Source organism: Sulfitobacter sp. D7 (assembly GCF_003611275.1).
In the GTDB taxonomy this organism is placed as follows: Bacteria; Pseudomonadota; Alphaproteobacteria; order Rhodobacterales; family Rhodobacteraceae; genus Sulfitobacter; species Sulfitobacter profundi.
Window position 1 is genome coordinate 1601013 of record NZ_CP020694.1, and the last position, 13705, is coordinate 1614717.

Consider the following 13705-nt stretch of genomic DNA (forward strand, 5'->3'; position numbering starts at 1 on the left):
AGCAGATCATGCAATTTCACGATGTCAGATTTCCGCCTTCGCTGAGCTTTGGATCAGTCGGGGGGCCGCAGCGGCAAACGGATGTGGTCACGCTGGCCAACGGTCATGAGGAACGCAACACGCCTTGGGCCCATTCTCGGCGGGTCTATGATGCGGGGCTGGGGATGCGTTCTATCGATGACCTTCAGTTGCTGATTGCTTTTTTCGAAGCGCGACTGGGGCAGATGTACGGGTTTCGCTGGAAGGACTGGGCCGACTATAAAACGGGCAAGACGGCGCTTCAGGTGGCCTTTGACGACCAGAGCATCGGCTATGGAGACGGGGTTCGGGCGGCGTTTCAGCTGACCAAGACTTACCGCTCCGGCGCGCATTCCTACCGGCGTCCGATCACCAAACCCGTGGCCGGAACGGTGCGTGTGGGGGTGGAGCAAGACGAGCTGCGCGAGGGTGTCGAATACGAGATCGACGCAAGCACGGGGATTGTAACATTTGCCCATCCGCCGGACCCTGAGATGGAGATCTTCGCGGGCTTCGAGTTCGACGTGCCCGTGCGCTTTGACACGGACCGCATTCTTATCTCGGTCGAGAGTTTTCAGGCCGGGCAGGTGCCCGACGTGCCGGTAATCGAGGTGCGGGTCTGATGGCGGGGTTCAATACAGGGTTTGCAAACCATATTGCGCCCGGTGTGACAACGCTTTGCCATTGTTGGCAGGTGACGCGGGCGGATGGGGCGGTGTTTGCCTTTACCGATCACGATATGCCGCTGGCATTCGCGGGGGTCACTTTTCGCGCTGATACGGGGCTGAGTGCGCGGGCGCTGGCCCAAACCAGCGGGCTGTCGGTCGACAACACCGAGGCGCTTGGCGCGCTAAGCGATGATGCGATCCGCGAGGATGAGATCGAGCAGGGACGTTTCGATGGGGCCGAGGTTCAGGCGTGGTTGGTGAACTGGGCGGAGCCTGCGCAGCGGGTGCTGCAGTTTCGTGGATCGATCGGCGAGTTGCACCGCACGGGCGGCAGCTTTCGTGCTGAACTGCGCGGGCTGACGGAGCCGCTGAACCGCCCCTTGGGACGGGTCTTTCAAAAGCCCTGTTCGGCGGTTCTGGGGGATGGCGTTTGCCGCTTCGATCTCACCACGCCGGGCTATGCCGAGGAACGCGCGGTTGAGACTGTGGCAGAGGCGCAGTGTTTCCGCTGGGCCGCATTCCCGGGATATGATGAGGGCTGGTTCGCCCGTGGGCGGCTTGACGTGTTGGATGGCCCGGCGGCGGGGCTCTGGGGCATAGTCAAACGTGACTACCATGAGGACGGGCAGCGGGTGATCGAGCTTTGGGAGCCGATCCGCGGAGTGGTGGCGGAGGGCACCCGCGTGCGGCTTACGGCAGGCTGCGACAAGCGGATGGAGACCTGCCGGCTAAAATTCAACAACCTGCTGAACTATCAAGGTTTTCCGGATCTGCCGGGTGAGGATTGGATGATGGCCGTCCCGCGCTCAGACGGTGCGAACGCGGGCGGGTCGCGCAGATGAGCGCCGGGGGGGAACCGTTGCTGCATGCGGCGCGCGGGTGGATCGGCACGCCTTATGTGCATCAGGCTGCGGCGAAGGGGGCGGGCTGCGACTGCCTCGGCCTCATCCGGGGGCTTTGGCGTGAACGGATGGGGGCTGAACCCGAAGCGGTGCCGCCCTATTCGATGGACTGGTCCGAGCCGCAGGGGGAGGAACAGCTTTGGGCGGCGGCGCTGCGGCATATGGCGGTGAAGAACAGCGGTGCGCCCGCGCCCGGTGATGTGCTGCTATTCCGAATGCGCCACGGCGCTGTGGCAAAACACCTTGGGTTGCAGGCGCGCATCGGCGCCAGTCCCAGTTTTATTCACGCCTATGCACGGCACGGGGTCGTTGAAAGCCCCCTTAGCCTGCCATGGCAGCGGCGCATCGTGGCGCGATTTATATTTCCTGAGGAGGTCTCCTGATGGCGACGATTGTTCTTTCGGCAGCGGGTGCCGCGGTTGGTGGCTCCATCGGGGGCACGCTGGCGGGGCTGTCTTCTGTCGCAGTGGGCCGGGCGGTGGGGGCGAGCCTTGGGCGACTGGTCGATCAACGCTTGCTGGGCCAAGGTGGGCAGGCGGTCGAGACCGGCAAGGTTGATCGCTTTCGGCTGACGGGCTCGGGCGAGGGGGCGGCGATCTCGCAGCTTTATGGCCGGATGCGACTGGCTGGGCATGTCATCTGGGCGTCGCAGTTCCAAGAGGTCACCCATGTCAGCGGGGGCGGCAAGGGCGGTCCCCCGACGCCAAAGACGACCGAGTACAGCTATACCGTCAGCCTTGCCATCGCGCTTTGCGAAGGGGAGATCACCAGCGTCGGGCGCATCTGGGCGGATGGGGAAGAGATTGCCCCGGACGATCTGAACATGCGCGTCTACAGGGGCGAGGCGGATCAGCAGCCCGACCCGACCATCGCCGCGATTGAGGGCGCGGACCGGGTGCCAGCCTATCGCGGCACGGCTTATGTGGTGATGGAAGACCTCGCCTTGGCGCAGTTCGGCAACCGCGTGCCGCAGTTCTCTTTCGAGGTTATGCGCCCCGAACAGCCGCAGGCCCCGGGGTGGGAACATGCGCCTGCCTTTGGTGTGCAGGGGGTCGCCTTGATCCCCGGCACGGGGGAATATGCGCTCGCGACCACGCCGGTCCATTATACCGATGGCCCCGGCAGCCGCTGGAGCGCGAATGTGAATTCACCGGCGGCCAAGACTGATTTCTCGGTGTCGCTGGAGGCACTGACAGAGGAACTGCCCCGGCTAGAAGCGGCCTCTCTCGTTGTGTCATGGTTCGGCAGCGATCTGCGCTGTGGCGATTGCCGCCTGCGCCCCAAGGTGGAAGAGCCGGACATTGATGGGGAGAACATGCCGTGGCGGGTGTCTGGGGTGACGCGCGGCACGGCCGAGGTCATCACCCAGCACGGCGCGCGCCCGATCTATGGCGGCACGCCAGCCGATGCCGCGGTGGTTGAGGCCATTCACGCGCTGAAGGCGGCGGGCAAGTCGGTGATGTTCTACCCGTTCATCTTGATGGATCAGACCGAAGGCAACGGCTTGCCAGACCCCTATAGCGATGCCGAGGATCAACCCCGCTTGCCGTGGCGCGGGCGAATCACCCTTTCGGTCGCACCGGGGCGGCCGGGCAGCCCGGATGGGTCAGCGGCGGCGGCGGCAGAAGTTGCCGCGTTTTTCGGCACAGCCACTGCGGCGGATTTCACGGTGACCGAGGGCGCGGTGAGCTACGATGGCCCAGCGGAATGGACCCTTTCGCGGTTCATCCTGCACTACGCCGCACTCTGCGCCGCGGCGGGCGGGGTCGAAGCCTTTTGCATCTCTTCTGAAATGCGAGGCCTGACCCAGATACGCGCGGCGGGGAATAGCTTCCCTGCGGTCACCGCGCTGCGGGCCTTGGCCGGAGAGGTGCGTGGCTTGCTCGGGCCGGATGCGAAGATCAGCTATGCCGCTGATTGGTCGGAGTATTTTGGCTATCAGCCGCAGGATGGCAGTGGTGATGTTTACTTTCACCTCGATCCGCTGTGGGCCGATCCGCAGATCGATTTCATCGGGATCGACAACTACATGCCGCTGGCCGATTGGCGCGATGAGGAGGGGCATGTCGATGGGGAAGACTGGCCCGCGATTTACGATGTCGGCTATCTAAAATCCAACATCGAAGGCGGTGAGGGGTATGACTGGTACTACCATTCGCCCGAAGCCCGTGCGGCACAGATCCGAACGCCGATCACTGATGGCGCCCATGATGAACCTTGGGTCTATCGTTACAAAGACCTGCGCCGTTGGTGGCAGAACCATCACCATCCGCGCATCGGTGGAGAGCGGCAGGGAGCACCCACGGAATGGCAGCCCATGTCCAAGCCGATCTGGTTCACGGAGTACGGCTGTGCCGCCATCGACAAAGGCGCGAACCAACCCAACAAGTTCCTCGATCTGAAAAGCTCGGAAAGCGCCTTGCCGCATCATTCCTCCGGCGCACGGGACGATTTGATGCAGATGCAATATCTGCGCGCGCTGTCGGAATATTGGCGTGATCCAGCGCGCAACCCGATCTCGGACGAATATGGCGCTCCAATGCTGGATATGTCGCGCGCCTTCGTTTGGGCTTGGGACACGCGGCCCTTTCCCTTCTTTCCCAACAATGTCGATCTATGGAGCGATGGGGAGAATTACAGCCGGGGTCATTGGCTGAACGGACGGGTCTCGGCGCGTTCGCTGGCCTCGGTGGTCGGGGAGATTTGCCGCCGTGCGGGTGTGATGCATTTCGATACCTCTCAGCTTTTCGGCTATGTCCGCGGCTACACCGTGGACGTGGTCGGAGAGGCGCGCGCCGCCTTGCAACCTTTGATGCTGCGCTATGGGTTCGACGCGATTGAACGCGATGGGGTTTTGCAGTTTCGGATGCGTGATGGGACGGATGCGGTACCACTTGACCCCGGCAAGCTGGCCATTCACCCCGACCTCGGCGGGCTGACAGAGCAGCAGCGCGAGGCTGAGGCCGAAGTCTCGGGCCGTGTACGGCTGCGGTTCATTCAGGCTGATGCGGATTTCGACGCAATCGCGGAAGAGGCGGTTCTACCGGATGAGGCGACCCATGCGGTCACCGGGACCGAACTGAACATGGCCCTGACCCGGGGCGAGGGGCGGCAAGTAGCCGAGCGCTGGTTGACCGAGGCGCGTGTCGCCCGTGAGACGCTGCGGCTGGCGCTGCCGCCATCGCAGATGGCTATCGGGACGGGGGATGTGATCGAACTGCCGGGCGATGGCGCGGAGGGGCCGGGGCGCTACCGCATTGACCGCGTCGAACAGGCCGGTTCCCAGCTGATCGATGCCGTACGGATTGAACCCGAAGTCTATGACCCCGCGCCGCTTGAAGAAGAACTGGCGTCTCTGCGGCCTTTCGCGCCGCCGCTGCCGGTCTTGCCCCAGTTCATGGACTTGCCGCTTTTGCGCGGGGATGAGGTGCCCCATGCGCCGCATCTGGCGGTGACGGCAACCCCTTGGCCGGGGTCAGTCGCCGTTTATCGCTCTACGGTTGATGCTGATTATGCGCTCAACGGCGTCGTTTCCAGTCGGTCCATCATGGGGGTCACCCAAACGGCCCTGCGCGCGGCGCGGCCGGGGGTGATCGACGCAGGACCGGTGCTGGAAGTCAAACTCAGCAGCGGCAGCCTTGAATCGGTCAGCAAAGAGGCGCTTTTGAATGGGGCGAACCTTGCCGCGATCGGCGATGGAAGCGCGGACCGATGGGAGTTGTTTCAATTTCAGGAGGCGCAGCTTGTCGCCCCTGCGACCTATTGGCTGACGGGACGTCTGCGCGGGCAGGCGGGAAGTGATGGGCTGATGCCGGAGGTTTGGCCCGTGGGGTCGCGCTTTGTGCTGATGAATGGGACACCGCAACAGGTCGAGTTCAGCCCGCATCTGCGCCGCGTGGCCCAGCACTACCGCATAGGTCCTGCCCGGCGCCCCGTGGATGATCCGTCCTATCTGCATCAGGTACATGCGTTTGACGGGAATGGCCTGCGGCCCTACAACCCGTGCCATCTGCGGGCCGAGGCGCTGCCCGGTGGTGATATTACCTTTAGCTGGATCCGACGCACGCGGATCGACGGGGAAGCTTGGGACGGGCCAGAAGTGCCGCTTGGCGAAGAAAGTGAGCGGTATCTTCTGCGCGTTTTTGCAGGCGGTCAGCACCTGCGGGACGTACTGCTCGATACGCCCGGGTGGACCTACAGCACTGCGGCACGGGCGGCCGATGGGCTGACCGGGGCGTTTGAGGTAACGGTGGCGCAGGTCTCTGCCAGCTACGGCGCGGGGCTTGCCGCAGGTTTGGTGGTGCCCGGATAGGCCCGCGCGTTATCACGATTTTGAGCATGTGCGGATTTACAAATGGTCCTACGCTATTGCATGAGCTACCCTAGCGGCAGAGTGAAGGAGCCCGTGCCATGGCGCAGACACACAGAAATATCTCGAAAGTGGACCCGGTCTGGGATCAGATTCAGCAAGAAGCTGAGGATGCGGTGCGTGATGAGCCGCTGATCGGCGGCTTTGTTCACGCCTGTATCCTGCACCATAAATCCATCGAGAACGCGCTTTCCTATCGCATCGCTGCGAAGCTGTCGTCGAATGAGATGTCGATGATGGTCGTGCGCGAAATGGTCGAGGAAGCCTATGCCGAAGACCCGGACCTCGTCGCCGCGGCGCGCGCCGATCTGGTGGCGATCTATGACCGTGACCCGGCCTGCCATCGGCTGTTGCAGCCGATCCTGTACTTCAAAGGCTATCAGGCCGTGCAGGCCTACCGGGTTGGTCATTACCTCTATGCCAAGGGCAAACGCGATTTGGCCTATTTCATCCAAATGCGGGTGAGCGAGATTTTCGGCGTTGATATCCACCCGGCGGCCAAGATGGGCAAGGGCATTATGATTGACCACGCGCATTCCATCGTCATCGGTGAGACGGCGGTGGTGGGCGACAACGTCTCGATGCTGCATTCGGTGACCCTTGGCGGCACCGGCAAGGAAGAAGAAGACCGCCACCCCAAAATCGGGAACGGCGTGTTGATTGGCGCAGGCGCAAAGGTGTTGGGCAACATCACCATCGGCCATTGCAGCCGGATCGCCGCGGGCTCGGTCGTGCTGGAGCCTGTGCCTGCCTGCAAAACTGTCGCCGGGATTCCGGCGCGGATCGTGGGAGAGGCGGGCTGCGATCAGCCGTCGATGTCGATGAACCATCTTTTTGGGCCAGACGCCGAGTAGGCGCAGACGCCAGCGTTGCAATAAAAAAAGCCGGGGCATGCCCCGGCTTTTTCGTTTCGAGGGTGCGGGCTTTAGGCCAGCATGATCATCGGATTTTCGAGGTTCTCGACAATCGCATTCAACAGCTGCGCACCGAGGGCACCGTCGATCACGCGGTGGTCGACCGACAGGGTCACGGACATGACCGTCGCTGCAGTGATCTCACCATCCTTGCCGATGATCGGCTTTTTGACACCAGCGCCCACGGCAAGGATCGCGCCATGCGGCGGGTTGATGACCGCATCGAAATTGTCGATGCCGAACATTCCCAAATTCGAAATCGCAAAGCTGCCGCCCTGATACTCATGCGGCGCCAGTTTGCGGTCGCGGGCGCGGGTGGCAAGGTCTTTCATCTGCGCCGAGAGGGTCGAGAGCGACTTGGTGTCGGCGTCCTGCAACACGGGGGTGAAGAGACCGCCTTCGATCGCCACGGCCACGGCCACATCCGAGGGTTTCAGCTTGAGGATGCGATCACCGGCCCAGACGGCATTGGCATCCGGCACCGATTGCAGGGCCAGCGCGCAGGCTTTGATGATGAAGTCGTTGACCGAGAGCTTTACCCTCCGCGATTCCAACTGCTTGTTCAGATCGCTGCGGAAGGAAAGCAGCGCGTCGATCTGAATGTCGCGGCGCAGGTAGAAATGCGGCACGGTTTGCTTGGCCTCGGTAAGGCGCGCGGCGATGGTCTTGCGCATGCCGTTGAGGGTGACTTCCTCGTACTCCCGGCCCTCGTACATCTTGGCGACCGCATCGGCAGATGGGCCGGTTGCCGCGGCTTGGGCGACCGGGGCGGCATCTTTGGCAGGCGCGGCGCCTTCGGATTTCGCCGCAGTTGGCTGTGCGTTTTCGACATCCGCTTTGACGATCCGACCGCGCGGGCCGCTGCCGTCGATTTGCGACAGGTCCAACCCCTTGTCGGCGGCGATCCGGCGGGCGAGGGGGGAGGCAAAGATACGCTCGCCCTTATCGCTTTTCGGTGCGGCGGGGGCTTTGCTTTCGCTATTGCCCGTCGCCTCATTCGCTTCCGTTGCCCCACGGCCATAGCCTGCTTCGGGCGTCTCGGCCTCTGCGGCTTTGGGCGCTGCTTCGGCCTGCGGTTTTTCTTCCTTGGCCGGAGCGGCGCTGCTGTCGATGTCGTCGGCGCTTTCGCCTTCTTCGAGCAGTACGGCGATCGGGGTGTTGACCTTCACCCCCTCGCTGCCTTCGCTGATCAGGATCTTGCCGATGGTGCCTTCGTCGACGGCTTCGAATTCCATCGTGGCCTTGTCGGTCTCGATCTCGGCCAGAATGTCACCAGAGGAGACTTCGTCGCCTTCCTTGACCAGCCATTTGGCAAGCGTGCCTTCCTCCATCGTGGGGGATAGGGCGGGCATGAGAATTTCTGTGGGCATGATCCGCTCCTTACCGGTAGGTGACTGATTTCACGGCTTCGATCACCTCGTCGGTGGTGACCAGCGCGTGTTTTTCAAGGTTGGCGGCATAGGGCATGGGAACGTCCTTGCCGGTGCAGGTGATGACCGGAGCGTCGAGGTAATCGAACGCCTCTTGCATGATCACGCCGCTGATGTAGCCGCCGACCGAGCCCTGCGGCCAGCCTTCTTCGACGGTGACGCAGCGGTTGGTCTTCATGACCGATTTCAGGATCGTGTCGGTGTCCATCGGGCGCAGGGTGCGCAGGTCGATGACTTCGGCCTCGATACCCTCTTCGGCCAGCTTCTCAGCCGCTTCCAACGCATAGGTCATGCCAATGCCGAAGCTGACGATGGTCACGTCCGACCCTTCGCGCCAGATGCGAGCCTTGCCGAAGGGCACGGTGTAATCCTCAATATCCGGCACGTCGAAGCTGCGGCCATAGAGAATTTCATTCTCAAGGAAGATCACCGGGTTCGGGTCACGGATGGCGGTTTTCATCAAGCCTTTATAATCGCTCGCCGAATAGGGCATCGCGACCTTCAGGCCGGGGATCTGCATGAACCACGCGGCATAGTCCTGAGAGTGCTGCGCGCCAACGCGGGCGGCGGCACCGTTGGGGCCACGGAAGACCATGGGCGCGCCCATCTGGCCGCCGGACATGTAGAGCGTCTTGGCCGCGGAGTTGATGATCTGATCCATCGCTTGCATGGCGAAGTTGAAGGTCATGAACTCAACAATCGGGCGCAGACCGCCGAAGGCCGCACCAACACCGATCCCGGCAAAGCCATGTTCGGTGATCGGCGTGTCGATCACCCGTTTGGGGCCGAATTCGTCCAACATCCCTTGGGTGATTTTATAGGCGCCTTGGTACTCCGCGACTTCTTCGCCCATGAGGAAGACATCTTCGTCGCGGCGCATCTCTTCGGCCATGGCATCACGCAGCGCTTCGCGGACGGTCTGCTGCTTCATCTCGGTGCCTTCGGGCCAGTCGGGGCTGGTGTCGGGCTCGGGCTGTTTCTTGCCTTCGGCGGGGGTGGCGCGGTCGCTGTCGTCGTTGTCGCCCGACTTGGCTTCGGCGTCGTCGCTTTTGGCCTCGGCGGGGGCGGATTTTGCCGTGTCGATGTCGGAGGCATCTTCGCCTTCTTCCAGCAGCACGGCGATGGCGGTGTTCACCTTGACGCCTTCGGTGCCCTCGCTGATCAGGATCTTGCCGATGGTGCCTTCATCGACGGCTTCAAATTCCATCGTGGCCTTGTCGGTCTCGATTTCAGCCAGAATGTCTCCAGAGGAGACTTCGTCGCCCTCCTTGACCAGCCATTTGGCCAGCGTGCCTTCTTCCATGGTGGGGCTGAGGGCGGGCATGAGAATTTCGGTTGCCATTGCTTCAGGCCTCCTGCGGAACTTCGGTTGCGTAGATATCGGTCCAGAGCTCATCAAGCGCGGGCTCCGGGCTTTCCTTGGCGAAATCGGCGCTCTCGTTCACGATCTTCTTGATCTCTTTGTCGATGGCCTTGAGGTCCTCTTCGCTGGCGTGATTGCCTTCCAGCAACAGGGTACGGACCGATTCAATCGGGTCACGCTCGTCGCGCATTTTCTGAACCTCTTCACGGGTGCGGTATTTCGCGGGGTCGGACATGGAGTGGCCACGGTAACGGTAGGTCTTGATCTCCAGAATATACGGCCCGTTCTCACGGGCGTGGGCCACGGCCTTTTGACCGGCCTCTTTCACCGCCAGCACGTCCATCCCATCGACGGCCTCACCGGGGATACCAAAGGCTTTGCCGCGCTCCCAAATCTCGGCAGAGGAGGTCGAGCGCTGCTGCGATGTGCCCATGGCGTATTGGTTGTTCTCGATCACAAAGATCACCGGCAGCTTCCAAAGGGCGGCCATGTTAAAGGTCTCATAGACCTGACCTTGGTTCGCCGCACCATCGCCGAAATAGGTGAAAGTGACGCGCCCGTTGCCCTTGTACTGATCGGCAAAGGCCAGCCCCGCGCCGAGCGGCACCTGCGCTGCGACAATGCCGTGGCCGCCGTAAAAATGCTTTTCTTTCGAGAACATATGCATGCTCCCGCCCTTGCCCTTGGAGTAGCCACCCTCGCGGCCCGTCAACTCGGCCATGACGCCGTTCGGGTCCATGCCACAGGCCAGCATATGGCCGTGATCGCGGTAGGAAGTGACGCGCTTGTCGCCTTCTTCGGCGGCGGCCTCAAGGCCGACAACAACAGCTTCTTGCCCAATATAGAGGTGGCAGAACCCCCCGATCAGCCCCATGCCGTATAGTTGTCCGGCTTTCTCTTCAAACCGCCGGATCAGCAGCATGTCGCGGTAGTAGCTGGTCAGCTCCTCCGCAGAGACATTGGGTTTCTTGCTCGATTTCCTCGCGGCCATGGACGTCTCCTCCGTCGGCTTTGGTCAGGTGCCAAAAGTAGTTTAGCGTTAAACTATTCCCTAGCGCATTCCGGAATGGATTGCGAGAGACTTTGTGACGTGGCGCGCGCGCCACGGCTGACAAGGCGAAGGAGGCCAGAGATTTTAAGTGATTGCAAGGCCGCAGGCGCGGGGCAGGGCGATCAGGGGCGAAAGGTCAGCGAATGACGATCTCATCGGTGCGGACCATGCCCAGCACCTTGCGCGCGCGTTCGTCCAAGAGATCAAGATCAAGGTAATCGTCCGACAGGCGACGGGTCAGGTTCTCCATCCGCGCAACCTCGGCGCGGACCTCGGCCAGACGGTCGCTCAGCTTTTGGTTCTCGGCCACGATCTCGGTCCGGCGGAACAGGCCGAAATCCCCTTGCACGGCGGCAAAGGTGAAATACAGGCTCAGCGCAAAAGCGATTGCGAAAAACAGCAATGTGCCGAAAGCCGGACGGGTGTTGCGTGTCATGGTTCTGCCTCTGCGTCTCTTGGCGGACGTGACATCAGTATGACACAGGCGATTCGACATGGGAATCCCACAATTGCGGGAAACCCGTTGTTTTTAGCGCGAAATCACGATTTTGCGCGGCTTAGCCGCCCAGAGCAGCAACGCCGGGCAGGGTTTTGCCTTCCATCCACTCAAGGAAAGCGCCCCCGGCGGTTGAGATATAGGTGAAATCATCCGCCACGCCCGCTTGGTTTAGCGCGGCAACCGTGTCACCGCCCCCGGCGACCGAGGTCAGCGTGCCTTCGCGCGTCTTGACCGCTGCTGCGCGGGCCGCGGCGACGGTGGCGGTATCGAAAGGCGGAATTTCAAAGGCCCCCATCGGCCCATTCCAGATCAAGGTCCGCAGCCCGGCAAAAGCCGTTTCGACCAAGGCGACCGTATCGGGGCCCGCATCCAGCACCATCTGGTCTTTGGCGAGGCTGGCATCGGGGCCGAGCTGGGCCACCTCATGCGCGGCCCCTTTGGCGAACTCACGCGCGACCAGACCGTCAACCGGCAAGATCACCCGGCAGCCCGCCTTTTCGGCCTGCGCCATGATGTCTTTGGCCGTGTCGTAATAATCCGGCTCTTCCAACGACTTGCCCAGATCAGCACCGAGCGCGGCGAGGAAAGTGTTCGCCATGCCGCCGCCGATCACCAGAACATCCAGCCGGTTCACGAGGTTTTCTAAAAGCGCGATTTTGGTCGAGACCTTGGCCCCCCCAACGACAGCGCCAACAGGACGCTCAGGCTTAGCGAGGGCTGCCTCAAGCGCCGAGAGTTCCGCCTGCATCAAACGGCCCGCGCAGGCAGGCAACAGCCGCGCCAGCGCCTCGGTCGAGGCATGGGCGCGGTGGGCGGCAGAGAAGGCATCGTTACAATAGATATCGCCAAGCGCGGCCAGTTGGCGGGCGAAACCTTCGTCATTGGCTTCTTCGCCGGGATAAAAGCGGATGTTTTCCAAAAGTTGCAGATCACCCTGCGCTTCGGCAGCGGCATCCAGCGAGGAGACGAAAGCCACATCGCGGCCCAATGCCTTTTCCAGCGCGGGTAGGACTTGTTTCAGGCTCATCTCGTCCACGGCCTTGCCCTTGGGCCGTCCGAAATGCGCCAGCAGCGTCACCTTGCCGCCGCGCGACAGGATGTCGGTCACCGTGGGCACGATCCGCTCGATCCGTGTGGCATCGGTAACGCGGCCATTTTCGACCGGTACGTTGATGTCGACGCGCAAAAGCACCCGCTTGCCGTCCAGTTCCATATCGTCCAGTGACTTCCAGCCCATCGGTCTTCTCCCAATCCAATCCGTTGCGCTGTGTTTTGCTGTTATCTTGGCTCAGGTCAATGCGCGGCTTGGCAATCGCGGCCAAGCTCCTTAGGTATCTGGCAAAGACAAACCAAAGGATTGCCCAATGGCCGAGATCAAAGACCCCGAAAACACCATCCTGATGGAACTCAAAGGCGGCACCGTCACTATTGAGTTGATGCCTGACCTTGCGCCCAAGCACGTCGAGCGCATGAAAGAACTGGCCCGCGCCGGGAAATACGACAACGTGGCTTTCCACCGCGTGATCGAAGGTTTCATGGCCCAGACGGGCGATGTGGCCAACGGCAACATGGAAGACAACTTCAACCTGCGTGCGGCTGGCACCGGCGGCTCCGACCTGCCGAACCTGCCCGCGGAATTCTCCAAGGTTCCCCACGCGCGTGGGACCATCGGCGCCGCTCGTTCGGCCAACCCCGACAGCGCCAACAGCCAGTTCTTCATCAACTTCAAGGACAATGATTTCCTCAACGGTCAGTACACCGTTTACGGGCAAGTCATCTCGGGCATGGAACATGTCGACGCGCTCACACGGGGCGAGCCGCCTGCGAACCCCGACCGCATGATCTCCGTCAAGGTGGCCGCAGATGCGTAAGCTCGTAGGCACCAGCGCCGTTTTGGCGCTCCTCGGTTCGGCGGCCATGGCCACCGGGCTTGAGATCGAAGTTGCGGGCGAGGCCAATGGCACCGTCAAGATCGACCTGCTGGAAGATGTGGCACCCGCCCATGTCGCGCAGATCACCGAACTGGCCGAAGAAGGCGCCTATGACGGGGTGGTCTTCCACCGCGTGATCGACGGGTTCATGGCGCAGACCGGCGACGTGCAGTTTGGCCGCGCCGATGGCGACACCGCGCGTGCTGGCATGGGCGGCTCCGACAAGCCCGACCTTGAGGCGGAGTTCTCGGACATCGCCTATGAGAAGGGCGTCGTGGGCATGGCCCGCAGCCAGAGCCCGAACAGCGCCAACAGTCAGTTCTTCATCATGTTCGACGAAGCCCCCTTCCTTGACGGTCAGTACACTGTCGTGGGCAAGGTCACCGAAGGTCAGGACGTGGTCGACGCCATCAAACGCGGGACCGGCCCTAACGGTGCCGTTGTCGGCACGCCGGACGTGATGCAAAAGGTCACTGTGACCGAGTAACCGTCGGCCCCAAGTCGCATCGGGGACCGAGTAACATCTGTTCCCGATTGCGTGGGGTGGGCTTGCTTGCTCA

12 protein-coding genes are annotated in these 13705 nt (G+C 62.3%); 7 read left to right on the forward strand and 5 right to left on the reverse strand.

Annotation, left to right across the window (positions count from 1 at the left end; all coding sequences use genetic code 11):
- Positions 1-8 precede the first annotated feature (8 nt).
- The 5 genes from B5M07_RS07790 (at position 9) to cysE (ending at position 6811) form a co-directional block, all read left to right on the forward strand.
- Positions 9-641 (forward strand): DUF2460 domain-containing protein, encoded by a 633-nt coding sequence (locus B5M07_RS07790; RefSeq protein ID WP_120350880.1) that lies wholly within the window; start codon positions 9-11, stop codon positions 639-641.
- Positions 641-1528, forward strand: a complete 888-nt coding sequence (locus tag B5M07_RS07795) for a DUF2163 domain-containing protein (RefSeq protein ID WP_120350881.1) — start codon at positions 641-643, stop codon at positions 1526-1528. Before B5M07_RS07790 ends, B5M07_RS07795 begins: the two co-directional genes overlap by 1 nt.
- Entirely contained in the window at positions 1525-1971 is a 447-nt protein-coding gene (locus B5M07_RS07800) for an NlpC/P60 family protein (protein ID WP_120350882.1), read from the forward strand. Before B5M07_RS07795 ends, B5M07_RS07800 begins: the two co-directional genes overlap by 4 nt.
- Positions 1971-5900: a baseplate multidomain protein megatron gene (locus tag B5M07_RS07805; RefSeq protein ID WP_120350883.1), complete on the forward strand. Its 3930-nt coding sequence runs from the start codon at positions 1971-1973 to the stop codon at positions 5898-5900. The genes B5M07_RS07800 and B5M07_RS07805 overlap by 1 nt, the downstream gene beginning before the upstream one ends.
- Positions 5901-5998: 98 nt before the next feature.
- Positions 5999-6811: a serine O-acetyltransferase gene (cysE, locus tag B5M07_RS07810; RefSeq protein WP_120350884.1), complete on the forward strand. Its 813-nt coding sequence runs from the start codon at positions 5999-6001 to the stop codon at positions 6809-6811.
- 71 nt (positions 6812-6882) lie between these two features.
- Here cysE and B5M07_RS07815 read toward each other — a convergent pair whose 3' ends face one another.
- The 5 genes from B5M07_RS07815 to B5M07_RS07835 form a co-directional block, all read right to left on the reverse strand.
- A complete protein-coding gene (locus tag B5M07_RS07815) occupies positions 6883-8241 on the reverse strand; it encodes a pyruvate dehydrogenase complex dihydrolipoamide acetyltransferase (protein ID WP_120350885.1) in 1359 nt (452 codons plus the stop codon).
- Positions 8242-8251: 10 nt separating this feature from the next.
- Positions 8252-9643, reverse strand: a complete 1392-nt coding sequence (locus tag B5M07_RS07820) for a pyruvate dehydrogenase complex E1 component subunit beta (RefSeq protein WP_120350886.1) — start codon at positions 9641-9643, stop codon at positions 8252-8254.
- 4 nt (positions 9644-9647) lie between these two features.
- On the reverse strand, positions 9648-10655 hold the full coding sequence (gene pdhA, locus B5M07_RS07825) for a pyruvate dehydrogenase (acetyl-transferring) E1 component subunit alpha (RefSeq protein WP_120350887.1): 1008 nt from the start codon (positions 10653-10655) through the stop codon (positions 9648-9650).
- A gap of 196 nt (positions 10656-10851) precedes the next feature.
- Complete coding sequence (locus tag B5M07_RS07830; protein ID WP_067265383.1) at positions 10852-11151, reverse strand: FtsB family cell division protein; 300 nt, start codon at positions 11149-11151, stop codon at positions 10852-10854.
- Between the two features lie 121 nt (positions 11152-11272).
- Positions 11273-12451 carry a phosphoglycerate kinase gene (locus B5M07_RS07835; RefSeq protein ID WP_120350888.1) on the reverse strand — a complete coding sequence of 393 codons (1179 nt, stop codon included), beginning with the start codon at positions 12449-12451 and terminating at the stop codon, positions 11273-11275.
- 127 nt (positions 12452-12578) lie between these two features.
- Between B5M07_RS07835 and B5M07_RS07840 the strand changes: the two genes are divergently transcribed.
- Together B5M07_RS07840 and B5M07_RS07845 are read left to right on the forward strand one after the other, a co-directional pair.
- Positions 12579-13085, forward strand: coding sequence for a peptidylprolyl isomerase (locus tag B5M07_RS07840; protein WP_067623544.1), 507 nt, complete (start codon positions 12579-12581; stop codon positions 13083-13085).
- The gene (locus B5M07_RS07845; RefSeq protein ID WP_067623546.1) at positions 13078-13632 is read left to right on the forward strand and encodes a peptidylprolyl isomerase; all 555 of its coding nucleotides are present in this window, start codon (positions 13078-13080) and stop codon (positions 13630-13632) included. Before B5M07_RS07840 ends, B5M07_RS07845 begins: the two co-directional genes overlap by 8 nt.
- Positions 13633-13705 lie beyond the last annotated feature (73 nt).

Bases quoted from the DNA above. Each gene is read 5' to 3' on its own strand.
- B5M07_RS07790 (WP_120350880.1), top strand. From the start codon at position 9: ATGCAATTTCACGATGTCAGATTTCCGCCTTCGCTGAGCTTTGGATCA.
- B5M07_RS07795 (WP_120350881.1), top strand. From the start codon at position 641: ATGGCGGGGTTCAATACAGGGTTTGCAAACCATATTGCGCCCGGTGTG.
- B5M07_RS07800 (WP_120350882.1), top strand. From the start codon at position 1,525: ATGAGCGCCGGGGGGGAACCGTTGCTGCATGCGGCGCGCGGGTGGATC.
- B5M07_RS07805 (WP_120350883.1), top strand. From the start codon at position 1,971: ATGGCGACGATTGTTCTTTCGGCAGCGGGTGCCGCGGTTGGTGGCTCC.
- cysE (WP_120350884.1), top strand. From the start codon at position 5,999: ATGGCGCAGACACACAGAAATATCTCGAAAGTGGACCCGGTCTGGGAT.
- B5M07_RS07815 (WP_120350885.1), bottom strand. From the start codon at position 8,241: ATGCCCACAGAAATTCTCATGCCCGCCCTATCCCCCACGATGGAGGAA.
- B5M07_RS07820 (WP_120350886.1), bottom strand. From the start codon at position 9,643: ATGGCAACCGAAATTCTCATGCCCGCCCTCAGCCCCACCATGGAAGAA.
- pdhA (WP_120350887.1), bottom strand. From the start codon at position 10,655: ATGGCCGCGAGGAAATCGAGCAAGAAACCCAATGTCTCTGCGGAGGAG.
- B5M07_RS07830 (WP_067265383.1), bottom strand. From the start codon at position 11,151: ATGACACGCAACACCCGTCCGGCTTTCGGCACATTGCTGTTTTTCGCA.
- B5M07_RS07835 (WP_120350888.1), bottom strand. From the start codon at position 12,451: ATGGGCTGGAAGTCACTGGACGATATGGAACTGGACGGCAAGCGGGTG.
- B5M07_RS07840 (WP_067623544.1), top strand. From the start codon at position 12,579: ATGGCCGAGATCAAAGACCCCGAAAACACCATCCTGATGGAACTCAAA.
- B5M07_RS07845 (WP_067623546.1), top strand. From the start codon at position 13,078: ATGCGTAAGCTCGTAGGCACCAGCGCCGTTTTGGCGCTCCTCGGTTCG.